20 protein-coding genes and 1 pseudogene are annotated in these 22,577 nt (G+C 65.0%); 7 read left to right on the top strand and 14 right to left on the bottom strand.

Going from position 1 to position 22,577, the window contains the following annotated elements; translation table 11 throughout:
* The first annotated feature begins 62 nt into the window (after window positions 1–62).
* Entirely contained in the window at window positions 63–875 is an 813-nt protein-coding gene (locus IX761_RS17810) for a LuxR C-terminal-related transcriptional regulator (RefSeq protein ID WP_194790883.1), read from the top strand.
* A gap of 351 nt (window positions 876–1,226) precedes the next feature.
* Entirely contained in the window at window positions 1,227–2,543 is a 1,317-nt protein-coding gene (locus IX761_RS17805) for an APC family permease (RefSeq protein WP_194790882.1), read from the top strand.
* A 122-nt stretch (window positions 2,544–2,665) separates the two neighbouring features.
* Here IX761_RS17805 and IX761_RS17800 read toward each other — a convergent pair whose 3' ends face one another.
* The 11 genes and pseudogenes from IX761_RS17800 to gloB all read right to left on the bottom strand — a co-directional run bounded on the left by IX761_RS17800 (window position 2,666) and on the right by gloB (window position 14,887).
* Window positions 2,666–3,139 carry a hypothetical protein gene (locus IX761_RS17800; protein ID WP_194790881.1) on the bottom strand — a complete coding sequence of 158 codons (474 nt, stop codon included), beginning with the start codon at window positions 3,137–3,139 and terminating at the stop codon, window positions 2,666–2,668.
* An 87-nt stretch (window positions 3,140–3,226) separates the two neighbouring features.
* Window positions 3,227–3,349: pseudogene (locus tag IX761_RS17795) on the bottom strand (GNAT family N-acetyltransferase); the annotation flags it as partial.
* A gap of 174 nt (window positions 3,350–3,523) precedes the next feature.
* Window positions 3,524–3,793, bottom strand: coding sequence for a DUF3077 domain-containing protein (locus tag IX761_RS17790; protein WP_194790880.1), 270 nt, complete (start codon window positions 3,791–3,793; stop codon window positions 3,524–3,526).
* An 82-nt stretch (window positions 3,794–3,875) separates the two neighbouring features.
* A complete protein-coding gene (locus IX761_RS17785) occupies window positions 3,876–4,121 on the bottom strand; it encodes a hypothetical protein (protein WP_194790879.1) in 246 nt (81 codons plus the stop codon).
* Between the two features lie 794 nt (window positions 4,122–4,915).
* Window positions 4,916–6,526 (bottom strand): ABC transporter ATP-binding protein, encoded by a 1,611-nt coding sequence (locus IX761_RS17780; protein ID WP_194790878.1) that lies wholly within the window; start codon window positions 6,524–6,526, stop codon window positions 4,916–4,918.
* A 1-nt stretch (window position 6,527) separates the two neighbouring features.
* Window positions 6,528–7,547: an ABC transporter permease gene (locus tag IX761_RS17775; protein WP_194790877.1), complete on the bottom strand. Its 1,020-nt coding sequence runs from the start codon at window positions 7,545–7,547 to the stop codon at window positions 6,528–6,530.
* A 1-nt stretch (window position 7,548) separates the two neighbouring features.
* The gene (locus IX761_RS17770) at window positions 7,549–8,622 is read right to left on the bottom strand and encodes a microcin C ABC transporter permease YejB (protein WP_194790876.1); all 1,074 of its coding nucleotides are present in this window, start codon (window positions 8,620–8,622) and stop codon (window positions 7,549–7,551) included.
* Between the two features lies 1 nt (window position 8,623).
* Window positions 8,624–10,456, bottom strand: coding sequence for an extracellular solute-binding protein (locus tag IX761_RS17765; RefSeq protein ID WP_194790875.1), 1,833 nt, complete (start codon window positions 10,454–10,456; stop codon window positions 8,624–8,626).
* On the bottom strand, window positions 10,453–12,285 hold the full coding sequence (locus IX761_RS17760) for an extracellular solute-binding protein (protein ID WP_228533677.1): 1,833 nt from the start codon (window positions 12,283–12,285) through the stop codon (window positions 10,453–10,455). Before IX761_RS17760 ends, IX761_RS17765 begins: the two co-directional genes overlap by 4 nt.
* A 297-nt stretch (window positions 12,286–12,582) precedes the next feature.
* Window positions 12,583–14,007 (bottom strand): lytic transglycosylase domain-containing protein, encoded by a 1,425-nt coding sequence (locus IX761_RS17755; protein ID WP_194790874.1) that lies wholly within the window; start codon window positions 14,005–14,007, stop codon window positions 12,583–12,585.
* Window positions 14,008–14,107: 100 nt separating this feature from the next.
* Window positions 14,108–14,887, bottom strand: a complete 780-nt coding sequence (gloB, locus tag IX761_RS17750; RefSeq protein WP_194790873.1) for a hydroxyacylglutathione hydrolase — start codon at window positions 14,885–14,887, stop codon at window positions 14,108–14,110.
* 85 nt (window positions 14,888–14,972) lie between these two features.
* On the opposite strand from gloB, the gene IX761_RS17745 reads away from it, so the two are divergent.
* The 4 genes from IX761_RS17745 to IX761_RS17730 all read left to right on the top strand — a co-directional run bounded on the left by IX761_RS17745 (window position 14,973) and on the right by IX761_RS17730 (window position 19,544).
* Window positions 14,973–15,746, top strand: coding sequence for a class I SAM-dependent methyltransferase (locus tag IX761_RS17745; RefSeq protein ID WP_194790872.1), 774 nt, complete (start codon window positions 14,973–14,975; stop codon window positions 15,744–15,746).
* A 13-nt stretch (window positions 15,747–15,759) separates the two neighbouring features.
* Complete coding sequence (gene rnhA, locus IX761_RS17740) at window positions 15,760–16,206, top strand: ribonuclease HI (protein ID WP_194790871.1); 447 nt, start codon at window positions 15,760–15,762, stop codon at window positions 16,204–16,206.
* Window positions 16,207–16,369: 163 nt separating this feature from the next.
* Entirely contained in the window at window positions 16,370–17,125 is a 756-nt protein-coding gene (gene dnaQ, locus IX761_RS17735; RefSeq protein WP_194790870.1) for a DNA polymerase III subunit epsilon, read from the top strand.
* Window positions 17,126–17,294: 169 nt separating this feature from the next.
* Window positions 17,295–19,544: an Orn/Lys/Arg decarboxylase N-terminal domain-containing protein gene (locus IX761_RS17730; RefSeq protein WP_194790869.1), complete on the top strand. Its 2,250-nt coding sequence runs from the start codon at window positions 17,295–17,297 to the stop codon at window positions 19,542–19,544.
* Here IX761_RS17730 and IX761_RS17725 read toward each other — a convergent pair.
* Window positions 19,528–19,746 carry a hypothetical protein gene (locus tag IX761_RS17725; RefSeq protein WP_011534675.1) on the bottom strand — a complete coding sequence of 73 codons (219 nt, stop codon included), beginning with the start codon at window positions 19,744–19,746 and terminating at the stop codon, window positions 19,528–19,530. The two genes, IX761_RS17730 and IX761_RS17725, sit on opposite strands and share 17 nt — an antisense overlap.
* 157 nt (window positions 19,747–19,903) lie before the next feature.
* On the opposite strand from IX761_RS17725, the gene IX761_RS17720 reads away from it, so the two are divergent.
* Entirely contained in the window at window positions 19,904–20,464 is a 561-nt protein-coding gene (locus tag IX761_RS17720; protein WP_194790868.1) for an NADPH-dependent FMN reductase, read from the top strand.
* 100 nt (window positions 20,465–20,564) lie between these two features.
* On the opposite strand, the gene phnX is transcribed toward IX761_RS17720, so the two are convergent.
* Both phnX and IX761_RS17710 read right to left on the bottom strand, forming a co-directional pair.
* Entirely contained in the window at window positions 20,565–21,392 is an 828-nt protein-coding gene (gene phnX, locus IX761_RS17715; RefSeq protein WP_194790867.1) for a phosphonoacetaldehyde hydrolase, read from the bottom strand.
* A gap of 34 nt (window positions 21,393–21,426) precedes the next feature.
* Complete coding sequence (locus IX761_RS17710) at window positions 21,427–22,533, bottom strand: 2-aminoethylphosphonate--pyruvate transaminase (protein WP_194790866.1); 1,107 nt, start codon at window positions 22,531–22,533, stop codon at window positions 21,427–21,429.
* Between the last annotated feature and the right edge of the window lie 44 nt (window positions 22,534–22,577).

Raw genomic sequence — 22,577 nt, 5'->3', positions numbered from 1 at the left:
TGCAAGTATGAAAACAATCGCAGTCAAAACAATCACTTCGACGGGTTAACCCGGGGGTAGACATGGGCTTGAGCCTGCAGGATCTGTCGTGGCACCAGGGTGTGGGCCAATGCATCGAGCACCTCGACCGGCCGAGCTTCTGGCGCACCCTGGCCACGCTGCTGGGCGACTTCGTCGAGGTGGACACCTGGGTGGCGCTGCTGTTCAGCCACGACAAGCCGCTGATCTTCGACCAGAGCCCCTACGAGCGCGAGGGCATCGACCCGCTGGTGAGCGAGTACGCCAACGGCCTGTACCTGCTCGACCCGTTCTACCTCAGCAGCCGCGAACAGCCTTTGACCGGCCTGGTACGCCTGGCCGACGTGGCCCCGGAGCAGTTCCAGCAGACCGATTACTACCGCCTGTACTTCACCCACAACGTGGTCGCCGACGAGGTGCAGTTCAACCTGGTGCTGGGCGAGGGGCGCACGTTGTGCCTGTCGCTGGGCGCGCGCGTGCGCTTCGATGCCCAGGCCATCGCCCAGCTGGAGCTGGTGCGCCCCTGGCTGATCGGCCTGATGCGCCAGCGTCTGCACTTCGAGCAACTACCCGAGCGGGCGCCGGCCAAGCCCGCGCTGGGGCTGGCCCAGGGCCGCGACGAGGCGCGCCGGCAGCTGGAGTCGGTGCTCACGGCGCGGGAGCTGGATGTGGTGCGGCTGATCCTCTCGGGGCATTCGAACAAAGAGACGGCCATCAAGCTCAAGCTGTCGGCCGAGACGGTGAAGGTCCATCGGCGCAACGTGTACCGCAAGCTGGACGTGAACTCGCAGAGCGAGCTGTTCTCGCTGCTGTTCCTGGCCGGCGAAGACCTTGCCAGCCTGCAATCGGCACCGTGATTCCCCTGCGCCATTACCCCCAGGTTAATCCTTCGACGTTATAGGAATCCGCCCGGGGATCCGCATACTGGGTTGGCAGCTTCCTGGCGAGCGATCACCCGGGGGCCGCGTGAGAGCGGGGTGGGAGCGGGCTTGCCCCGCGATCACCGGCCAAGCCGGTGCCATCCACCACGTTGCCTGCATCGCGGGGCAAGCCCGCTCCCACGCTGATTTCCTGCACCTGCTGCATCTGCTTGGCGTGCTGCAGACCGGCTGGGCAATTTCCTAGAACAATCACAAGAGGATGACCCATGGCTCATTTCGCTCACGGCCCGGCCCGTGGCATCGCCCCTGCGCGCCTGGAGGCCAACCATGCCTGACTCCACGCCCGCAAAACTCTCCCTCACCTCCCTGACCGTCTTCGGCCTGGCCTACATGTGCCCGAGCCTGGCGATGGTGATTTTCGGCGTGATCGCCGCCCGCAGCGATGGCATCGCCCCCAGCGCCTTCCTGCTGGCCACCGGTGCGATGCTGCTGTCGGCGCTGAGCTACGCCAAGCTTGCGCGCCTGTTCCCGGTGTCCGGCTCGGCCTACTACTACGCCAAGCGCTTGCTCGGCCCCGGCTGCGGCTTCCTCGTCGGTTGGGCGGTGCTGTTGGCCTACCTGTTCATGCCCATGGTCGCCTGGCTGTTGCAGGCGGTGTTCCTCAACGCCCAGTTCCCGCAGCTGCCCACCTGGGGCTGGTTGCTGATCAACATCGGCCTCACCACGGCGGTGACCGTCAGCGGCATGGCCCTGACCGATCGCTTGAACAAAGTGCTCACGGTGCTGAGCGTGGCCCTGGTGCTGCTGTTCATCGGCTATTGCCTGCGCTACCTGGCCGGCCAGCCCCAGGTCGGCCTTACCCACGCGGTGTGGAACGCGCAGAGCACCGTGGCCGGCCTTACCGCCGCCGCCGCCATCGCCGCCTACTCGTTCCTCGGCTTCGACGCCGTGACCACCCTGGCCGAGGAGGCCGAGCAGCCCCGGCGCGACATCCCCCGGGCGGTGCTGCTGGTGATCAGCCTGGGCGGGCTGCTGTTCACAGCGGTGGCCTACCTGATGCAACTGAGCCACCCCGGCGGCCAGTTCGCCGACCCGGAGACCGCGACCTACGGGCTGTCGATCACGGTGGGTGGGCAGTTGTTCGCCGATGTCATCAACCTGGGCGGTATCGTTGGCGGCTTCGCCTCGTGCCTGGCGGTGCAGGTCAGCGCCAGCCGCCTGCTGTACTTCATGGGCCGCGAAGGCGTGCTGCCGCCACGCTACTTCGCGCGGGTGCAGGGCAGGGCGCGCACGCCGGTGTTCAACCTGCTGCTGATCGCCGGGCTGGGGGTGATCGGCATGGGCGCGGATGTGAGCTCGGGGGCTTCGCTGATCAACTTCGGCGCGTTCCTGGCGTTTGCGGCGGTGAATGTGTGCGTGATCGCCTACTACCTGCGCGAGCGGCGCCGGCAACGTTTGAGTGGGCTGGGGTTCGTGGTGTTTCCGCTGCTGGCGATCGCGGTGAACCTGTATTTGCTGTCGCTGCTGAGCACGGTGGTGATACTGGCCGGGGTGGCGTGGCTGGTGTGCGGGGGCTTGTACCTGATGTGGCTGACGGCGGGGTTCAGCAAGCCAACGCCGGGGTTGCTGGAAGTGGAGTCGTGAACGCTCAGCACCCAAAGGCCTGCGCATAACCTGTAGGAGCGGGCTTGCCCCGCGAACACCGGCAACGTCGGTGCCAAACACCGCGTTGCCTGCTTCGCGGGCAAGCCCGCTCCCACAGGGATCTAACCTTCGCTGCCGACACAGGCCTTGATCAACCGCTTGTGCTCGCTCAGCGCCTGGTTGAAGTCACTGAGCGCAAAGCTCACGGGTTTGCTGCCTGCATACCAGTGGGTGGAGACACCCACCTCCAACCCCCCGGTGGCGCTGTGGCCGAAGCGCCGCCAGTGCACGGTGTCGCCCTCGACCACCTGTTCGGTCATCAGCGCGAAGCAGTCGAAGTCCATGTCGTCGCTGCACACCAGCAGCGGCACCAGGGTGGAGGTGCCATCGGCGGCGGGGACGATTCGGCGATTGGCCAGGGCGTCTTCTTGTTCGTCCAGCAACCACATCAAGGCCAGGCCATTTAGCGCGAGGTCGGGCTCGTCCAGGTGTTGGGCCAGCCACACCTCGATGGGCACATCATCGATGGCCAGCCAGGCACAGGTGCTGAGTGAAAAGCTGGCCTTGTGGCAGATGGCGGTGATGCGGTGGCGCATGGGGCGTCCCTGGCAGGTGGCATGGAGTGCTGGTAATACAGCAAGTGCGGGTTGAAGCCAAATTCATTCGTAGCCCATGCTCAAGGCCTGCGCCTGGGTGGGCATTCCGGCTGGGTAGTCCTGTGAGTTGGATTCGCGCAATGCAGCGATCACGATGCGGCTGATGGCTTGTGCGTCTTCGCGCTGAGCGCGGCGGATATGACATTCCATGGAGACATCCCGAATTTATGCCCAAAGCTTAGCCGGTGTAGGAGCGGCCTTGTGTCGCGAAAGGGCTGCGTAGCAGCCCCAGCAATCTTCGCAACACATCAGAAACCTGGGGCCGCTTTGCGGCCCTTTCGCGACACATGGCCGCTCCTACAGGGTCCGCGTTTACCTGTGAAGTCAGTGCTTCATCCCCAACTCCGCATCATCCATCAGCGCCTTGGCCAGCGCGCTCAGGTAATACGCCGCCCAGAGCATCTGCGGCTTCTCCTCCATGATCCCGGTGATGGTCAGGTCGCGCACGCAGCCCATCAATTCTGATGCCTGGTCCCGCGCATGCTGGCACGGGATGCCGGGCTCGATGCAGAACAGCGGGGCGGTCTGGCCTTCGCCTTGGTAGAACTTGGTCTTGCCCACGGTGGTGTGGGGTGTGGTGGTGTCGGTGGTCATTGCTCAATCTCCCTGAGAGTGGCGATGCCTGGTCGGGCCTGTTCGCCGGCAAGGCCCGACCCAGCAGCCCATGACAAATGGCTTAGTGCTGCGTGCGAGTCTGCGCAGAAAGCATCTGCACCTGAATCAACGCCGACTCGAGCAACATGCGCAACGCTTCCAGCTCATGCATCGCGGCCATGATCAGAGTCGACACCGGGGCCTTGGGCTGCTGCAAGACAGCCTGATGCGCAACGGTCTGCGCGCACAGGGCGTACTCGGAGGCCTGGATGAGGGTGTCTTCGAGGGAGTGGTGGTTGTGGGGTGGATCGGGGACGATCTTCAGCATGAACTTATTCCTTCTGAAGGCCGACCACCTGCCTGCTGTCAAACAGTGGGTGGCAGCTGTACGTGGGTTGACAGACCGGCGGAATAAGCAAAGTTCCGGCGCACGCGAGCGTGCCCGCACGTACAGCCGCCATTGAAGGCTAGCCGCATGCTTAATACCGTCGCGACCTGTCAAAGTCGATCGCTGCGTTCAGCGACTTGCCGAGACTAGGGCGATGCCTGAATGGTCGCAACGGAAAAAAGGCGGCAGAAGTATGTTTGGGAAATGGACTACAAGAAAGGGCTTTAATCTGATTTTTCGGATCAGAAACGAGAGCTTTTCTCTGCGGTGCCGCGTCATGCCAACAAGGCGTACAGCCGCGGCGGCGCAGACATAACTGGCCCGAAACAAACGTGGGAGCGGCGGTTCGCCGCTGCGACTTGTCCCGCGATGCGCCGCGCGGGCGGCGCTCGATCTTGAGAGCGCTGCATATCTGTCGGCATGCACCTGGTGGCCCTCATGCGATCCCAAGACAGGCACCTGGACGCCACACCGCTGGATTTGGATAAGCAGAATTACGCGGTGGCCTGCGGGTGCATGTCGGGATATCGGGAGATGGCCACCAGGTGCTAGCCGTTGTTTTTGCAGCGCTCTTGAGATCGAGCGCCGCCCGCGCGGCGCTTCGCCGGCAAGCCGGCTCCTACAGTTTGTTTCGGGCCAATTATGCCTGTGAGGTCTCCACTGTCCGCCTTGGCGCATGTCTATAAACCGGTGATGTACCGGCCGCTCCCTGGCAGCTCGCAGCCCATGCTGCTTCAGGCAACCGAGCTCGTGCCCAAGAATGCCGCCTCCAACAACTGCCGCGTATACCCATGCTGCGGCTCATGAAAGATCGCCCGCGCATCCCCCTGCTCAACCACCTGCCCATGCTTGATCACCATCAACTGATGACTCAACGCTTTCACCACCGCCAGGTCATGACTGATGAACAGGTAGGTCAGGTTGTACTTAACCTGCAAATTCCGCAAAAGCTCAACCACCTGCCGCTGCACCGTGCGATCCAGCGCCGAGGTTGGCTCATCCAGCAGAATCAACGCGGGCTTCAACACCAACGCCCGGGCAATCGCAATCCGCTGCCGCTGGCCGCCGGAGAACTCATGGGGATACCGATGCCGCGTGCGCGGGTCCAGCCCCACTTCCTCCAACGCCGCGACAATCGCAGCCTCTTGCTCGGCCGGCGTGCCAATCTTGTGAATCCGTAGCCCCTCACCGACGATATCCGCCACGCACATCCGTGGGCTCAGGCTGCCGAAGGGGTCCTGGAACACCACCTGCATCTCCCGCCGCAGCGGCCGCACGGCCTTCTGGTTCAGCCCTTCCAGGTCCTGCCCATGAAAGCGAATGCCGCCTTGGCTTGCGATCAATCGCAAGATCGCCAGCCCCAAGGTGGACTTGCCCGAGCCACTCTCGCCAACGATCCCCAGCGTCTGCCCCTGGGGCAGGCTGAAGTTCACCCCGTCCACCGCCTTCACATGGTCCACGGTGCGGCGCAGCAGCCCCTTCTTGATCGGGAACCACACCTTCAGGTCTTTCACCTCCAGCAACGGCGCGCCTTCGGCGTTCGCCGCCGGTGCCCCGCTGGGCTCGGCGTTGATCAGCATCTGCGTATACGGATGCTGCGGCTTGCTGAACAGCGTGGCGCAATCGGCCTGCTCGACGATCTTGCCGCACTGCATCACGCACACGCGGTGGGCGATGCGGCGCACCAGGTTGAGGTCGTGGCTGATCAGCAGCAGGGCCATCCCCAAGCGCGCCTGCAGTTCCTTGAGCAGGTCGAGGATCTTCAACTGCACGGTCACGTCGAGCGCGGTGGTGGGCTCGTCGGCGATCAGCAGCTCGGGCTCGTTGGCCAGGGCCATGGCGATCATCACCCGCTGGCGTTGGCCACCGGACAGCTCATGGGGCAGGGCCTTCAAACGCTTGCGCGGCTCGGGGATGCCAACCAGCTCCAGCAGCTCAAGGGTGCGGGCAGTGGCGGCCTTGCCGGTCAAGCCCTTGTGCAGCAGCAGGATCTCGTTGATCTGCTTTTCGATGGTGTGCAGCGGGTTCAGCGAGGTCATCGGCTCCTGGAAGATCATCGCGATGCGATCGCCGCGAATCCGCTGCATGGGCTTCTCGCCCAGGTGCAGCAGGTCCTTGCCGTCGTACTGGATGCTACCGCTGGGGTGGCGCGCCAGCGGGTAGGGCAGCAGGCGCAGGATCGAGTGCGCGGTCACCGACTTGCCCGAGCCGCTTTCGCCCACCAGCGCCAGGGTCTCGCCCTTGCGGATGTCGAAGCTGATGCCGTCGACCACGCGGTTGATCTGTTCGCCGGTGACGAACTCCACCGCCAGGTCGCGGACTTCGATCAGGGTGTCTTGGCGCATGTCATTTCCTCGGGTCGAAGGCGTCGCGGGCGGATTCGCCGATAAATACCAGCAGGCTGAGCATCACCGCCAGTACGGCGAAGGCGCTGATGCCCAGCCACGGGGCTTGCAGGTTGGACTTGCCCTGGGCCACCAGCTCGCCCAGCGACGGGGAGCCGGCGGGCAGGCCGAAGCCGAGGAAGTCCAGGGCGGTGAGGGTGCCGATGGCGCCGGTGAGGATGAACGGCATGAAGGTCATGGTCGAGATCATGGCGTTGGGCAGGATGTGGCGGAACATGATCGGCCCGTTGCGCATGCCCAGGGCGCGGGCGGCGCGCACGTATTCGAGGTTGCGCCCGCGCAGGAACTCCGCGCGCACCACGTCCACCAGGCTCATCCACGAGAACAGCAGCATGATGCCCAGCAACCACCAGAAGTTGGGCTGCACGAAGCTGGCGAGGATGATCAGCAGGTACAGCACCGGCAGGCCCGACCAGATCTCCAGGAAGCGCTGGCCGGCCAGGTCCACCCAGCCGCCGTAGAAGCCCTGCAGGGCCCCGGCGATCACGCCGATGATGGAGCTGGCGATGGTCAGGGTGAGGGCGAACAGCACCGAGATACGGAAGCCGTAGATCACCCGGGCCAGCACGTCGCGGCCCTGGTCGTCGGTGCCGAACAGGTTGTCCGCCGAGGGCGGTGCGGGGGCGGGCACTTTCAGGTCGTAGTTGATGCTCTGGTAGCTGTAGGGGATCGGTGCCCACAGCACGAAGGCGTCTTTCTTGGCCAGCAGCTCGCGGATGTACGGGCTCTTGTAGTTGGCTTCCAGCGGGAACTCGCCGCCAAACGTCGTTTCGGGGTAGCGCTTGAACGCGGGGAAGTACCACTGCCCGTCGTAGCGCACGGCCACCGGTTTGTCGTTGGCGATGAATTCGGCGCCCAGGCTCAGCCCGAACAGCACCAGGAAGATCCACAGCGACCACCAGCCGCGGCGGTTGGCCTTGAAGCGCTCGAAGCGCCGGCGGTTGAGGGGGGAGAGGGCCATGTCAGTGCTCCCGGCTGGCGAAGTCGATACGGGGGTCGACCAGGGTGTAGGTGAGGTCGCCGATCAGCTTCACCACCAGCCCCAGCAGGGTGAAGATGAACAAGGTGCCGAACACCACCGGGTAGTCGCGGTTGATCGCCGCTTCGAAACTCATCAGGCCCAGGCCGTCGAGGCTGAAGATCACCTCGATCAAAAGGGAGCCGGTGAAGAAGATGCCGATGAACGCCGAGGGGAAACCGGCGATCACCAGCAGCATGGCGTTGCGGAACACGTGGCCGTACAGCACGCGGCTGCGACTCAGGCCCTTGGCCTTGGCGGTGACCACGTACTGCTTGTTGATCTCGTCGAGGAAGCTGTTCTTGGTCAGCAGGGTCATGGTGGCGAAGTTGCCGATCACCAGGGCGGTGATGGGCAGCACCAGGTGCCAGAAGTAGTCGAGCACCTTGCCGGTGGTGGAGAGCTCGTCGAAGTTGTTGGAGGTCAGCCCGCGCAGCGGGAACCAGTCGAAGTAGCTGCCGCCGGCAAACAGCACGATCAGCAAAATGGCGAACAGGAACGCGGGGATGGCGTAGCCGACGATGATCGCCGAGCTGGTCCACACGTCGAAGTGGCTGCCGTGGCGCACGGCCTTGGCGATCCCCAACGGGATTGACACCAGGTACATGATCAGCGTGCTCCATAGCCCGAGGGAGATGGAGACGGGCATCTTCTCGATGATCAGGTCGATCACCTTGGCGTCGCGGAAGAAGCTGTCGCCGAAGTCGAAGCTGGCGTAGTTCTTGACCATGATCCACAGCCGCTCGGGCGCGGACTTGTCGAAGCCGTACATGCGCTCGATCTCGGCGATCAGGGCCGGGTCCAGGCCTTGCGCGCCGCGGTAGTTGGAGCCGGCCACCGACACTTCGGCGCCACCGCCGGCGATGCGGCTGGTGGCGCCCTCGAAGCCTTCGAGCTTGGCGATCATCTGCTCGACCGGGCCACCGGGGGCGGCCTGGACGATGATGAAGTTGATGATCAGGATGCCGAACAGCGTCGGGATGATCAGCAGCAGGCGGCGCAGGATATAGGCCAGCATGTCAGTTGGCCTCGGCTTGCGCGGCGGCTTCGGTCACGGCGGGCGTCACGTCGGGCTTGATCCACCAGGTGTCGATGCCGATGTCGTACTTGGGTGATACCTGTGGGTGGCCGATGTGGTTCCAGTAGGCCACGCGCCAGGTCTTGATGTGCCAGTTGGGGATCACGTAGTAGCCCCATTGCAGCACGCGGTCCAGGGCGCGGCAGTGCTCGATCAGGCTCTGGCGCGAATCGGCGTTGATCAGCGCTTCCACCAGCTGGTCGATGGCCGGGTCGCGCAGGCCGATGAAGTTGCGGCTGCCGGGGTTGTCGGCGGCGGCGCTGCTCCAGAACTCGCGCTGCTCGTTACCGGGCGAGTTGGACTGCGGGTAGCCGCCGACGATCATGTCGAAGTCGCGCGAGCGCAGGCGGGTGATGTACTGCGAGACGTCGACGCGGCGGATGTTCAGCTCGATGCCCAGGTCCGAGAGGTTGCGCTTGAACGGCAGCAGGATGCGCTCGAACTCGGTCTGCGCCAGCAGGAACTCGATCACCACCGGCTTGCCGTCCTTGTCGACCATCTTGTCGTCGACGATCTTCCAGCCGGCGTCCTGCAACAGCTTGTAGGCCTGGCGCTGCTGCTCGCGGATCATGCCGCTGCCGTCGGTGACGGGGTTGCGGAAGGCCTCGCTGAGGGCTTGCTCGGGGATCTTGCCGCGCAGCGGTTCGAGGATTTTCAGTTCTGCTGGCGAGGGCTGGCCCTTGGCGGCCATCTCGGAGTTCTCGAAATAGCTGCCGGTGCGGGTGTAGGCGCCGTTGAACAGCTGCTTGTTGGTCCACTCGAAGTCCAGCAGCAGGCTCAGCGCCTGGCGCACGCGGATGTCCTGGAACACCGGCTTGCGCAGGTTGAAGATGAAGCCTTGCATGCCGGTGGGGTTGCCGTTGGGGATCTCTTCCTTGATCAGCCGGCCGTCGCGCACGGCGGGCACGTTGTAGGCGGTAGCCCAGTTCTTCGCACTCACTTCCAGGGCGTAGTCGAACTGGCCGGCCTTGAGCGCTTCGAGGGCGACGGTGTTGTCGCGGTAGGAGTCGAAGCTCATCACGTCGAAGTTGTAGAAACCGCGGTTGATCGGCAGGTCCTTGGCCCAGTAGTCCTTCACCCGCTCGTAGCGGATCGAGCGGCCGGCCTTCACTTCGGCGACCTTGTACGGGCCGCTGCCCAGGGGGATTTCCAGGTTGCCGCGGTCGAACTCGCGAGTTTCGTACCAGTGCTTGGGCAGCACCGGCAACTGGCCGAGGATCAGCGGCAGTTCGCGGTTGTTGCTGTGCTTGAACTTGAACAGCACCTTGAGCGGGTCTTCGGCGACCACTTCGGCGACGTCGGCGTAATAGCCGCGGAACATCGGTGCGCCCTTGCTCATCAGGGTGTTGAAGGTGAATACCACGTCCTCGGCGCGCAGCGGGTGGCCGTCGTGGAAGCGGGCCTCGGGGCGCAGGTAGAAGCGCACCCAGCTGTTGTCAGGGGCTTTCTCGATCTTGCCGGCCACCAGGCCGTACTCGGTGAACGGCTCGTCCAGGCTCTGGCGCATCAGGGTGTCGTAGATCATGCCGACGTTGTCGGCGGGCACGCCCTTGTTGATGTAGGGGTTGAGGCTGTCGAAGCCGCCGAAGCTGGACTGGCGGAAGGTGCCGCCCTTGGGGGCGTCGGGGTTGACGTAGTCGAAGTGCTTGAAGCCGGCCGGGTATTTCGGCGCTTCGTCGTACAGCGTCAGGGCGTGCTGCGGGGCGGCCATGGCCGGGAGCGTGAGGCAGGCGAGCAACAGGCTGCCGGCCAGCTGGCGCAACGTTGGGGTCATTGGTCTTTCTCCGAAGTCTTCTTGATCCACCAGCTGTTCAGCCCGAGGGTGTAGGGCGGCGTGGTGACGAAGGCCAACCGCTTGCGGTAGGCCAGGCGATGGTTGTCCAGGTACCAGTTGGGGATCATGTAGTACTGCCATGAGAGCACGCGGTCCAGGGCGCGCGCGGCGGCGATCTGATCATCGCGGCTGCGGGCGGCGAGCAGGGTGTCGAGCAGGTGGTCGACCACCGGGTCCTTCACGCCAGCATAGTTCTTGCTGCCCTTGGTGGCGGCCTGGCTGGAATGGAAGTACAGCCACTGTTCGAGGCCGGGGCTCAGGGTCTGGTTCAGGGTCATCAGGATCATGTCGAAGTCGAACTGGTCGAGCCGTTGTTTGTACTGGGCGCGGTCGACGGTGCGCAAGCGCGCGTCGATGCCGATGCTGGCCAGATTTTCGACATAAGGTTGCAGGATGCGTTCGAGGTTGGGGTTCACCAGCAGCAGCTCCAGGCGCAGCTGCCGGCCCTTGCCGTCGACCAGGCGCTGGCCGTTGAGCTTCCAGCCGGCCTGGGCGAACAGCTCCAGAGCCTGGCGCAAGGTCTGGCGGCTGATGCCGCGGCCGTCGGTGTGGCTGACCTGGTAGGGCTCGGTGAACAGTTTTTCCGGCAGCTGGTCGCGGAACGGCTTGAGCAGCAGCCACTCCTTGCCGGTGGGCAGGCCGGTGGCGGCGAACTCGCTGTTGGGGTAGTAGCTGGTGGCGCGGCGGTAGGCGCCGTTGAACAGGGCGCGGTTGGTCCACTCGAAGTCGAGCATCAGGCCCAGCGCCTGGCGCACCTTGGGGTCGCTGAAGGTGGCGCGGCGGCTGTTCATGAACAGGCCTTGGGTTTGCGTGGGGATCTGGTGCGGGATCTGCGCTTTGATCACCTCGCCCCGGCGCACGGCGGGGAAGTGGTAGCCGTTGGCCCAGTTCTTGGCCTGGTGCTCGATATAGATGTCGAATTCGCCGGCCTTGAACGCTTCGAAAGCCACCGTGGCGTCACGGTAGAACTCGTACTCGACGCGCTTGAAGTTGTACTTGCCGCGGTTCACCGCCAGGTCCTTGCCCCAGTAGTCCTTCACCCGCTCGAATACCAGGCGCCGGCCGGGCTGCACTTCGGTGATGCGGTACGGGCCGCTGCCCAGCGGCGGCTCGAAGGTGGTGGCCTTGAAGTCGCGCTTTTGCCAGTAGTGTTTGGGCAGCACCGGCATCTCGCCCAGGCGCAGGATCAGCAGCGGGTTGCCGGCGCGCTTGAACACGAAGCGGATGCGCAGCGGGCCGAGGATGTCGACCCGCGCCACCTCTTGCAGGTTGGTGCGGTAGATCGGGTGGCCGTCCTTGAGCAGGGTGCGGTAGCTGAAGGCGACGTCGGCCGAGGTGATCGGTACACCATCGTGGAAGTGCGCTTCGGGGCGCAGGTTGAACACCACCCAGCTGCGGTCCTCGCTGTACTCGACCGAGCGGGCGATCAGGCCGTAGCTGGAGGTGGGCTCGTCGCCGGAGGGGTCGTACATGCCGGTGCCGACCATCAGCGGCTCGTTCAGCTCGCTGATGCCGTATTGCAGGAAGTTGGGCGTGGTGACCGGGCTGGAGCCCTTGAAGGTGTAGGGGTTGAGCGTGTCGAAGGTGCCGAACGCCATGGCCCGCAAGGTGCCGCCCTTGGGGGCCTGCGGGTTGACCCAGTCGAAGTGGGTGAAGCTGGCCGGGTACTTGAGCGTGCCGAACTGCGCGTATCCGTGGCTTTCGCTCACCATCGCGACGGCGGGGAAGCTCAAGGCCAGGCTGAGAGACAGCAGGAGGGGACGTATCAAGTCGGCATCCGATCCAGAAGGCGTTGGGCTTGGGTCGGGGTACAGTAACAGCTTGTACAGGCTCGAAAAAGAGCAGGCGGGGGCGCCTTGCGCGCCATCGCCGGCAAGCCGGCTCCCACAGGTCTGACGCTTAACGCAAAACCTGTGGGAACAACTGTCTTGCGCATAAATCTGTAGGAGCGGCCTTGTGTCGCGAAAGGGGTGCGCAGCGCCCCCTGGTTCTCGAGTACGCCCAAGATCGCCGGGGCCGCTTTGCGGCCCTTTCGCGGCACAAGGCCGCTCCTACAGGGGGTTGTATCAATGCGCCAGGTAGACGGTCAGGGTCTGCCCGGGCTTGAGCGCATGCCCGCTGCGCGGGTTCCAGCGCTTGAGGTGCTTCATCTCGACGTTGAAACGTTTGGCCACCAGGTAGTACGAGTCGCCTTTGCGCACCTTGTACTGGGTGGAGCGCTGCTTCGAATCGGCCACGCGGTTGGCTGCGGCGCTGGGGGCGTTGCCGCCACGCAGGGCCAGCACCTGGCCGACTTTGAGACTGTTGCCGCGCAGGCGGTTCCAGCGCTGGATATCCTTGACCGCCACGCGGTTGGCCTTGGCGATGCTGCCCAGGTTGTCGCCGCGCTTGACCCGGTAGCTGCGCGCCGCCGGCGCCTTGGCTTCGGCCAGGGCGGTCTGGAACACGGCCTTGCTCGGTTGCAGGCTGACCAGCTCTTCGGGCTTGAGGTTGGACATGCGGTCGGCCAGCAGCTGCGCCTTGGCGGTCGGTACCAGCAGTTGCTGGGGGCCGTCCACGGTCATGCGCTTCTTGAACGCCGGGTTGAGCTGGATCAGCTCGTCTTCGTCGATGTCGGCGAAGGCGGCGACCCGCGACAGGTCGAGGCGGTCGTTGATGGCGACGGCTTCGAAGTAGGGTTCGTTGGCGATCGGGTTGAGGTTCACGCCATAGGCTTGCGGGGTGTTGACCACCTGCGACAGGGCCAGCAGCTTGGGCACGTAGTCGCGGGTTTCCTGCGGCAGCGGCAGGTTCCAGTAGTCGGTGGGCAAGCCCAGGCGCTCGTTGCGCTCGATGGCGCGGCTCACGGTGCCTTCACCCGCGTTGTAGGCGGCCAGGGCCAGCAGCCAGTCGCCGTTGAACATGTCGTGCAGGCGGTTCAGGTAGTCCAGCGCAGCATTGGTCGAGGCGGTGACGTCGCGGCGGCCATCATAGAAATTGGTTTGGCGCAGGTTGAAGTGGCGGCCGGTGGAGGGGATGAACTGCCACATACCCGCGGCATGAGCGCGGGAGTACGCCATGGGGTTGTAGGCGCTCTCGATGGCCGGCAGCAGGGCCAGCTCCAGCGGCATGTCGCGCTCTTCCAGGCGCTCGACGATGTAGTGCAGGTAGAGGCTGCCACGCTCGCCGGCGTTCTCGAGGAACGACGGGTTGCTGGCGAACCACAGGCGCTGCTGCTCGATGCGCGGGTTGACGTCCATGCCGTCCTGCAGGGCGAAGCCCTGGCGCATGCGCTCCCACACATCCTGCGGGGCCTGCTCTTTGGGTTTGACCAGAAGCGGGGCAGGTTTGTGCTTGATGCGCGCCTGATAGTTGGCCCGAACGCTGTCGGATTCGTCGTGCTGACGGGTGCTCTGGCAGCCGACCAGGGTGGCGGCCAGCGCCAGTGCACTGATCTGGGCCAGTCGCGTCAGGGCGACCGAATGAGAGGTTCTGCGGCTACGTGAAGGCATCGGCTGGGACGGTTATCCGGGCAAAAAAGTTCGGCGATTCTAGGAACCGCACCCGGCCGGGTCAACCTTTGGGGCTGTGTCACGATATATCTTGAGGTTATCAAAACACGTCTTTCCAAGACCTCAAGGCAGCAAAAACAGTGGCTTGGCTTGGGTTTGAAAGACCCTTCCATTCGTCTGCTTTTTGTTTAACGGATGTTTCTGCAGTGCGCAGAAAAGGGTTGGTCAGGCGCTCCAGGCCGATGGTTGACGGCAAGCTGATGCGATTGTCGGCGCGCAAACGAGTAACCTCCTCGAACCGTTGGCGAACGTGTTCGCTGTCGGGTTCCACGGCGCGGGCGAAGCGCAGGTTGCTGAGGGTGTATTCGTGGGTGCAGTACACCTGCGTGGCGGCGGGCAGGGCGGCCAGGCGCTGCAGCGAATGGTGCATCTGCTCGGGGGTGCCCTCGAACAGCCGGCCACAGCCGGCGGCGAACAGGGTGTCGCCACAGAACAGTAGCGGTGTGGGTGATTGCGCAGTGTAATAGGCGATGTGCCCGAGGGTGTGGCCGGGCAGGGCCAGCACCTGGAACCCAAGGCCCAGCACGTTCACCGAGTCGTCGTCTTGCAGGGCGGTGTCGCGGCCGGGGATGCGTTCGTTGGCCGGGCCGTACACGTGGGCACCGGTGGCCGCTTTCAACGCTTCGACGCCGCCGACATGGTCATGGTGGTGGTGGGTGACGAGGATGTCGGTCAGCGTCCAGTCGGGGTGTTCGCCGAGCCATTCGAGCACCGGCGCGGCGTCGCCGGGGTCGACCACCGCGCAGCGGCGATTGGCAGTATCCTGTAACAACCAGATGTAGTTGTCGGAGAAAGCGGGTAGGGCATCGATCTGTATCATGGTGCGGATCCGTATTTGCCAAGCCTGGACATGAGGGCATCTTAGCCGCGATGGCGTGGCCGGAGAACCTTCGAGGGAGCATGCAATGACCGACCAAGCCTTCGCCCAGGCCGACCCCGAGTGGGTCGAGCTGATTCGCCTGGCCCGTGAGTGGTTCGACGGGCCGCTCGGGCAATTGATGCTCAGGGAAGAAGAGCAACTGCTCGAACAGGAACTTGGCCGCTTCTTCGGCGGCTATCTCGTGCATTACGGCCCCAGTGCCGACACCCCGCCCAGCGCCCCCCAGGTGCAACGCAACGTGCGTCTCGGCGCGCCGCTGCCGGGGGTGGAGATCGTCTGCGAGGAGCAGGCCTGGCCGTTGTCCACCCACGCCGCCGACGTGGTGGTGCTGCAGCATGGCCTGGATTTCAGCCTGTCACCCCATGGCCTGTTGCGCGAGGCGGCCAGCGCGGTGCGCCCGGGGGGGCACCTGCTGATCGTCGGTATCAACCCCTGGAGCAGTTGGGGCCTGCGGCACTTCTTCAGCCAGGGCGCCCTGCGCAAGGCGCGCTGCATTTCGCCGTCGCGGGTCGGCGACTGGCTCAACCTGCTGGGCTTCGCGCTGGAGAAGCGCCGCTTCGGGTGCTATCGTCCGCCGCTCGCATCACCGGCCTGGCAGCAGCGCCTGGCGGGCTGGGAGCGCATCGCCGGCGGCTGGCAAACAGCGGGCGGCGGCGTCTACCTGCTGGTGGCGCGCAAGATCATGGTCGGCCTGCGGCCCCTGCGCCAGGAGCGCCGCGAGCCCATGGGCAAGCTGCTGCCGTTGCCGTTGGCCAAGGTCAACCGCAGCGCCACCCACCCCGATTCCGAAAAGCAATGAACACGAGTGGTACATGAGCGATAGCGTCGAGATCTACACCGATGGTGCCTGCAAGGGCAACCCTGGCCCGGGCGGCTGGGGGGTGCTGATGGTTTTCAAGGGCGTCGAGAAAGAACTGTGGGGCGGCGAGCGTGAAACCACCAACAACCGCATGGAGTTGATGGCCGCGATCGAGGGGCTCAAGGCGCTCAAGCGTGAGTGCGAGGTGGTGCTGACCACCGACTCGCAGTACGTGATGAAAGGCATCAACGAATGGATGGTCAACTGGAAGAAGCGCGGCTGGAAGACCGCCGCGAAGGAGCCGGTGAAGAACGCCGACCTGTGGATGGCCTTGGATGAACAGGTCAACCGCCACAAGGTGACCTGGAAGTGGGTGCGCGGGCATATCGGCCACCCGGGCAACGAGCGGGCGGACCAGTTGGCCAACCGCGGCGTTGAAGAGCTGCGCGCCAAGCGTTGATCCAAGCGGGCTGCTGCGCGGCCCTTCGCGGCACAAGGCCGCTCCTACAGGAGTTGCGCGGTCCTTGTAGGAGCGGCCTTGCGCCGCGAAGGGCCGCAAAGCGGCCCCGATTTCGTTATACTCCGTCCCCGAATTCAAACCCCGCCAGTTGGAGTCCCCCCGCGTGGAGCAGCAGCAAGACCAACGGTTCGTCATCCTCGACACCGAAACCACCGGTATGCCAGTGGGCGAAGGCCACCGCATCATCGAGATCGGTTGCGTCGAGGTCATGGGCCGGCGCCTGACCGGGCGGCACTTCCACGTCTACCTGCAACCGGACCGCGAAAGTGACGAAGGCGCCATCGGTGTGCACGGCATCACCGACGCGTTCCTGGTCGGCAAGCCGCGCTTCGGCGATGTGGCCGAAGAGTTCTTCGAGTTCATCCAGGGCGCCACCCTGGTCATCCACAACGCGGCGTTCGACGTTGGCTTCATCAACAACGAATTCGCCAGGCTCGGCCAGCACGACCGCGCCGACATCTCCCAGCACTGCCCGATCCTCGACACCCTGATGATGGCGCGCTCGCGTCACCCAGGGCAGCGCAACAGCCTCGATGCGCTGTGCAAACGCTACGGCATCGACAACTCCGGCCGTGATCTGCACGGCGCACTGCTCGACTCGGAACTGCTGGCCGACGTCTACCTGGCGATGACCGGTGGGCAGACCAGCCTGTCGCTGGCTGGCGACGGCGCCCAGGGTGAAGACGGGCAGGGCAGTGGTGGCAGCGAGATCCGCCGCATCACCGGGCGTGCACCAGGGCGGGTGATCATGGCCAGCGAAGCAGAGCTCGAAGCCCATGCCGAGCGGCTGGCCGCGGTCGCCAAGTCGGCGGGCGGGCCGGCGATGTGGCAGGCGCTGAGCGAGACGCCTGCGGGCTGATTTATTGGCAGTGCCGGCCCTTTCGCCGGCAAGCCGGCTCCCACAGGGGTAAGCGCCGTCCCGGTGGGAGCTGCGGTTCGCCGCCGCGACTTGCCAGCGATGAGGCCGGCACGGTCGACAACAGGCTCAACTACCCTGAGGGAAATCGCACTCAGGAGGTAGGCGCCTGATGTACAAGGACCTCAAGTTCCCCATCCTCATCGTCCACCGGGCGATCAAGGCCGACAGCGTGGCCGGCCAGCGGGTGCGCGGCATCGCCGACGAACTGGCCCAGGACGGCTTCGTCATCCTTGCCGCCGCCGACCATGCCGAGGCGCGCCTGGTGGCGGCCACCCACCACGGCCTGGCCTGCATGCTGATCGCCGCCGAAGGCGTCGGCGAAAACAATCACCTGTTGCAGAACATGGCCGAGCTGATCCGCCTGGCCCGCTTGCGCGCCCCCGATTTGCCGATCTTCGCCCTGGGCGAGCAGGTGACCCTGGAGAACGCCCCCGCCGAGGCCATGAGCGAGCTCAACCAGCTGCGCGGCATCCTCTACCTGTTCGAAGACACCGTGCCGTTTCTCGCTCGCCAGGTCGCACGGGCCGCGCACACCTACCTGGAAGGTTTGCTGCCCCCCTTCTTCAAGGCGCTGGTGCAGCACACCGCGCAATCGAACTACTCCTGGCACACCCCCGGCCACGGCGGTGGCGTGGCCTACCGCAAGAGCCCGGTGGGCCAGGCCTTCCACCAGTTCTTCGGCGAAAACACCCTGCGCTCGGATCTGTCGGTGTCGGTGCCCGAGCTGGGCTCGCTGCTCGACCACACCGGCCCCCTGGCCGAGGCCGAGGCCCGCGCCGCGCGCAATTTCGGCGCCGATCACACCTTTTTCGTGATCAACGGCACCTCCACCGCCAACAAGATCGTCTGGCACGCCATGGTCGGGCGCGACGACCTGGTGCTGGTGGACCGCAACTGCCACAAGTCGGTGGTGCACGCGATCATCATGACCGGCGCCATCCCCATCTACCTGTGCCCGGAGCGCAACGAGCTGGGCATCATCGGGCCGATCCCGCTCAGTGAGTTCAGCGCCGAGTCGATCCAGGCGAAGGTCCAGGCTCACCCGCTGGCCTGTGGGCGTACGGACAGGATCCGCCTGGCGGTGATCACCAACTCCACCTACGACGGCCTGTGTTACCACGCGGGCATGATCAAGCAAGCGCTGGGTGCCAGTGTCGAAGTGCTGCATTTCGACGAGGCCTGGTTCGCCTATGCCGCGTTCCACGCCTTCTTCGATGGCCGCTACGCCATGGGCACGCCCAGGGGCGACGATGGCCCGTTGCTGTTCAGCACCCACTCCACCCACAAGCTGCTGGCGGCCTTCAGCCAGGCCTCGATGATCCATGTGCAGGACGGCACCAGCCGGCAGTTGGACCGTGACCGCTTCAACGAAGCCTTCATGATGCATATCTCCACCTCGCCGCAGTACAGCATCCTCGCCTCGCTGGACGTGGCCTCGAGCATGATGGAAGGTCCGGCCGGGCGCTCGCTGTTGCAGGAGATGTTCGACGAGGCGCTGAGCTTTCGCCGCGCCCTGGCCAACCTGCGCGCACATATCGCCGCCGAGGATTGGTGGTTCAGCATCTGGCAGCCGCCGGCGGCGGAGGGCACCCAGCGCCTGGCAGCAGCAGACTGGCTGTTGCAACCCGGTGCCGAATGGCATGGCTTTGGCGAACTGGCCGACGACTACGTGCTGCTCGACCCGCTGAAGGTCACCCTGGTAATGCCGGGGCTTAGCGCCGGGGGTGTGTTGAGCGAGCAGGGCATCCCGGCGGCGGTAGTCGGCAAGTTCCTCTGGGAGCGCGGGCTGGTGGTGGAGAAGACCGGGCTGTACAGCTTCCTGGTGCTGTTCTCGATGGGTATTACCAAGGGCAAATGGAGCACGCTGCTCACCGAGCTGCTGGAGTTCAAGCGCCACTACGACGCCGACACCCCGCTGGCCCAATGCCTGCCCAGCGTGCTCGCCGGGCAGCCGCAGCGCTACAACGGCCTGGGCCTGCGTGGCTTGTGCGATCAGTTGCACGGCTGTTACCGCGCCAATGCCACGGCCAAGCAGCTCAAACGGCTGTTCACCAAGCTGCCGGAGGTGGCCATGAGCCCGGCGCGGGCCTACGACCAGATGGTGCGGGGGGCGGTGGAGGCTGTGCCGATCGAGCAACTGCTGGGGCGTGTGTCGGCGGTGATGCTGGTGCCGTACCCCCCGGGCATTCCCCTGATCATGCCCGGCGAGCGTTTCACCGAGGCGACCCGCTCGATCCTCGACTACCTGGCCTTCGCCCGGGCCTTCGACCAGGGCTTCCCGGGCTTTGTCGCCGACGTGCATGGCTTGCAGCACGAGGGCGGGGTGTACACGGTGGACTGCGTCAAGGAATGCGGATGATCTCGACACCGGTCTGGGCCAGCTCGAAGCGGTCCTCGCCCAGGTGGTTCACGCGGTCGCCGATGGCCAGGCGGTAGGTGGTGACGGGGGCACCGAGGGTGCTGCCGTCGGCCTGGAGCGTCGACTCCTGGAACTCGTGCACGGGGTAGATACGGCCTTCGGCGTCGCGGGCGTGGAACTGGCCGACCATTACTGCTGCCATTTTGGGTGGAACCCTCTGAAACGTTGGGGAAATGTCTGAAGGCATAGACCAGCGAAACGCCTGGGAGTTTTTGCGCGGGTGGAAAAAAACCGGGAGCCCGAGGAACGGTCATCTATAACTAGTACGTCCCATTTCCCACGCAGAGGATGCAAACGCCATGAGCCAGGTTTATTCGGTAGCGGTCGTTGTCGGCAGCTTGCGCAAGGATTCCTACAACCGCAAGGTCGCCCGCGCCTTGTCCGAGCTGGCGCCGTCCAGCCTCGCCCTAAAGATCGTCGAGATCGGCGACCTGCCGTTGTACAACGAAGATGTCGAGGCCGAAGCGCCGCCCGAGGCGTGGAAGCGCTTTCGTGACGAGATCCGCCGCAGTGACGCGGTGTTGTTCGTCACCCCTGAATACAACCGTTCGGTGCCCGGCGGGCTTAAGAACGCCATCGACGTTGGTTCGCGGCCCTACGGGCAGAGCGCCTGGAGCGGTAAACCAACGGCGGTGGCCAGTGTGTCGCCGGGGGCGATCGGTGGCTTTGGCGCCAACCATGCCGTGCGCCAGTCGCTGGTGTTCCTCGACATGCCCTGCATGCAGATGCCCGAGGCGTACATCGGTGGAGCGGCGTCGCTGTTCGATGAGTCGGGCAAGTTGAACGAGAAGACCCGGCCGTTCCTGCAGGGGTTCATCGACAAGTTCGCCTCGTGGGTGAAATTGAACCGGGCAGTATGAAGCTATCGCGGGGCAAGTCGCAGCGGCGAACCGCCGCTCCCACGGGATCTGTGGGAGCGGCGGTTCGCCGCTGCGACTTGCCCCGCGATTGGCATCCACCTCAAAGACTTTGTGGCATCTCACCCTTGGCCAACCGCCGGTTGATATCGGCGATCACTTCAGGCAGCTCGTTGATGGTGTCGATCAGGTAGTGTGGTCGCGAGCTGGCAAACAGGTCGTGAATCCGCTTGCGCTCGTTCTCCAGTTTCTCGGCGCTCAGTGCCCGGTACTCCTCCCAGGTCAAGCCCAAGGCATTGCCCGAGCACACCAGCGCCACCGTCCACATCCCGGCGCGGCGGCCTTCGAGAATGCCTGGCACGGTGTCGTCGACCTTCACGCACGCGGCCACATCATCGATCCCTAAGGCAATCACGTTGGCCAGGGCCTGGGCCGGCCACGGGCGCCCGTTCGGGGTTTCGTCGGTGGCCACCACATGGTCGGCCACGTAACCGTTCTGCGCGGCCAGCGCCACTACCTTGTCCATCACCACTTTCGGGTAGCCCGAGCACGAGCCGATCTTCAGCCCGTCCTTGCGCAGCCCGGTGAGGGTGTCCAAAGCGCCCGGGATCAACGCCGAGTGCACGGCAATCTTCTCGATCTGCAAGGGCATGAAACGCTCGTAGATGGCGGTTACGTCATCGTCGGTGGGCGTGCGGCCAAACACCTTGCCGTAGCGCTCGGCGATTTCCGGCACGTCGCACAGGGTGCGGATATGGTCCCACTTGCCCATGCCCATCGGGCCGCGGGCCTCTTCGATGGACACCTGCACGTCGAACTCGGCGAAGGCTTCGACGAAGATCTGGGTGGGGGCGAAGGAACCGAAGTCGACCACGGTGCCGGCCCAGTCGAGGATGGCGGCTTGCAGCTGGGTGGGGTTGCTGTAGTTCATGTGCGCGGTTTCCTGAAGTTGGGTGGGCAGAGGGTCAGATGTCCAGCACTTCCATTTCCCGCAGCACTTCGGCCACGGCGTCGACGGCAGCCTGCATGCCGGCCGCGCCGACCACGCCGATGCAACCGACGCGGAAGGTTTCGACCTGGGTCAGCTTGCCCGGGTAGAGGATGAAGCCCTTGGCCTTGACCCGCTCGTAGAAGTCCTTGAACTGGTAGCGGGCATCGGTGGGGGCGTGGAAGGTGACGATGATCGGCGCCTGGATTTCGGTGGGCAGGAAGCTGCGCAGGCCGATTTTTGCCATGCCGTCGAGCAGGGTCTTGCAGTTGTTGGCGTAGCGTTGGTGGCGCGCCGGCAGGCCACCTTCCTCGTTGTATTGCTGCAGCGCTTCGTGCAGCGCGGCGACCACGTGGGTTGGCGGGGTGAAGCGCCATTGGCCGGTCTTGGCCATGTACTGGTGCTGGTCGTGCAGGTCCATGGCCAGCGAGTGGGCATTGCCCTCGGCGGCGGCCAGCGCGGTTTTCTCGGCGAAGACGAAGCCCATTCCCGGTACGCCCTCAAGGCACTTGCCGGAGGCGGCGATCAGCGCCTCGAAGGGGATTTGCCGGGCATCGATGGGCAGCGCGCCGAACGAGCTCATGGCGTCGATGATCAGCCGCTTGCCGTGGCGCTTGATCACCTGGGCGATCTCGGGCAGCGGGTTGAGGATGCCGGTGCTGGTCTCGCAGTGGATCAGCGCCACATGGGTAACGCTTGGGTCGGCTGCCAGCAGGCGGTCGACGTCTTCGGCGGTGGTCGGCTGGTCTTCGGCGGTTTCGAAGGTGCTGTATTGGCGGCCCAGTACCTTGCAGATCTTCGCCAGGCGTTGGCCATAAGCGCCGTTGATCAGCACCAGCACCTTGCCGTCACGCGGTACCAGGGTGCCGATGGCCGCTTCCACGGCGAAGGTGCCGCTGCCTTGCAGGGGCACGCAGTGATGGCTGGCGGCGCCGTCGAGAATGGCCAGCAGTTGCTCGCAGACACTGGCGGTCAGCTGGTTGAAGTCGCGGTCCCAGGAGCCCCAGTCCACCAGCATGGCTTGGCGGGTGCGGGCGGACGTGGTCAGTGGGCCGGGGGTCAGCAGGATCGGGGCGTTGCTCATTCCGTGGTTCCTCACATGCGGTGGGCTGGAAACTTATGGGGCCT

It is taken from the genome of Pseudomonas sp. UFMG81 (genome assembly GCF_015354575.1).
Lineage (GTDB): Bacteria > Pseudomonadota > Gammaproteobacteria > Pseudomonadales > Pseudomonadaceae > Aquipseudomonas.
This window is presented reverse-complemented; position numbering and strand designations above follow the sequence as displayed.

Coding starts and splice junctions, on each gene's coding strand:
- IX761_RS17810 (WP_194790883.1), top strand. CDS start 63: ATGGGCTTGAGCCTGCAGGATCTGTCGTGGCACCAGGGTGTGGGCCAA.
- IX761_RS17805 (WP_194790882.1), top strand. CDS start 1,227: ATGCCTGACTCCACGCCCGCAAAACTCTCCCTCACCTCCCTGACCGTC.
- IX761_RS17800 (WP_194790881.1), bottom strand. CDS start 3,139: ATGCGCCACCGCATCACCGCCATCTGCCACAAGGCCAGCTTTTCACTC.
- IX761_RS17790 (WP_194790880.1), bottom strand. CDS start 3,793: ATGACCACCGACACCACCACACCCCACACCACCGTGGGCAAGACCAAG.
- IX761_RS17785 (WP_194790879.1), bottom strand. CDS start 4,121: ATGCTGAAGATCGTCCCCGATCCACCCCACAACCACCACTCCCTCGAA.
- IX761_RS17780 (WP_194790878.1), bottom strand. CDS start 6,526: ATGCGCCAAGACACCCTGATCGAAGTCCGCGACCTGGCGGTGGAGTTC.
- IX761_RS17775 (WP_194790877.1), bottom strand. CDS start 7,547: ATGGCCCTCTCCCCCCTCAACCGCCGGCGCTTCGAGCGCTTCAAGGCC.
- IX761_RS17770 (WP_194790876.1), bottom strand. CDS start 8,622: ATGCTGGCCTATATCCTGCGCCGCCTGCTGCTGATCATCCCGACGCTG.
- IX761_RS17765 (WP_194790875.1), bottom strand. CDS start 10,456: ATGACCCCAACGTTGCGCCAGCTGGCCGGCAGCCTGTTGCTCGCCTGC.
- IX761_RS17755 (WP_194790874.1), bottom strand. CDS start 14,007: ATGCCTTCACGTAGCCGCAGAACCTCTCATTCGGTCGCCCTGACGCGA.
- gloB (WP_194790873.1), bottom strand. CDS start 14,887: ATGATACAGATCGATGCCCTACCCGCTTTCTCCGACAACTACATCTGG.
- IX761_RS17745 (WP_194790872.1), top strand. CDS start 14,973: ATGACCGACCAAGCCTTCGCCCAGGCCGACCCCGAGTGGGTCGAGCTG.
- rnhA (WP_194790871.1), top strand. CDS start 15,760: ATGAGCGATAGCGTCGAGATCTACACCGATGGTGCCTGCAAGGGCAAC.
- IX761_RS17730 (WP_194790869.1), top strand. CDS start 17,295: ATGTACAAGGACCTCAAGTTCCCCATCCTCATCGTCCACCGGGCGATC.
- IX761_RS17725 (WP_011534675.1), bottom strand. CDS start 19,746: ATGGCAGCAGTAATGGTCGGCCAGTTCCACGCCCGCGACGCCGAAGGC.
- IX761_RS17720 (WP_194790868.1), top strand. CDS start 19,904: ATGAGCCAGGTTTATTCGGTAGCGGTCGTTGTCGGCAGCTTGCGCAAG.
- phnX (WP_194790867.1), bottom strand. CDS start 21,392: ATGAACTACAGCAACCCCACCCAGCTGCAAGCCGCCATCCTCGACTGG.
- IX761_RS17710 (WP_194790866.1), bottom strand. CDS start 22,533: ATGAGCAACGCCCCGATCCTGCTGACCCCCGGCCCACTGACCACGTCC.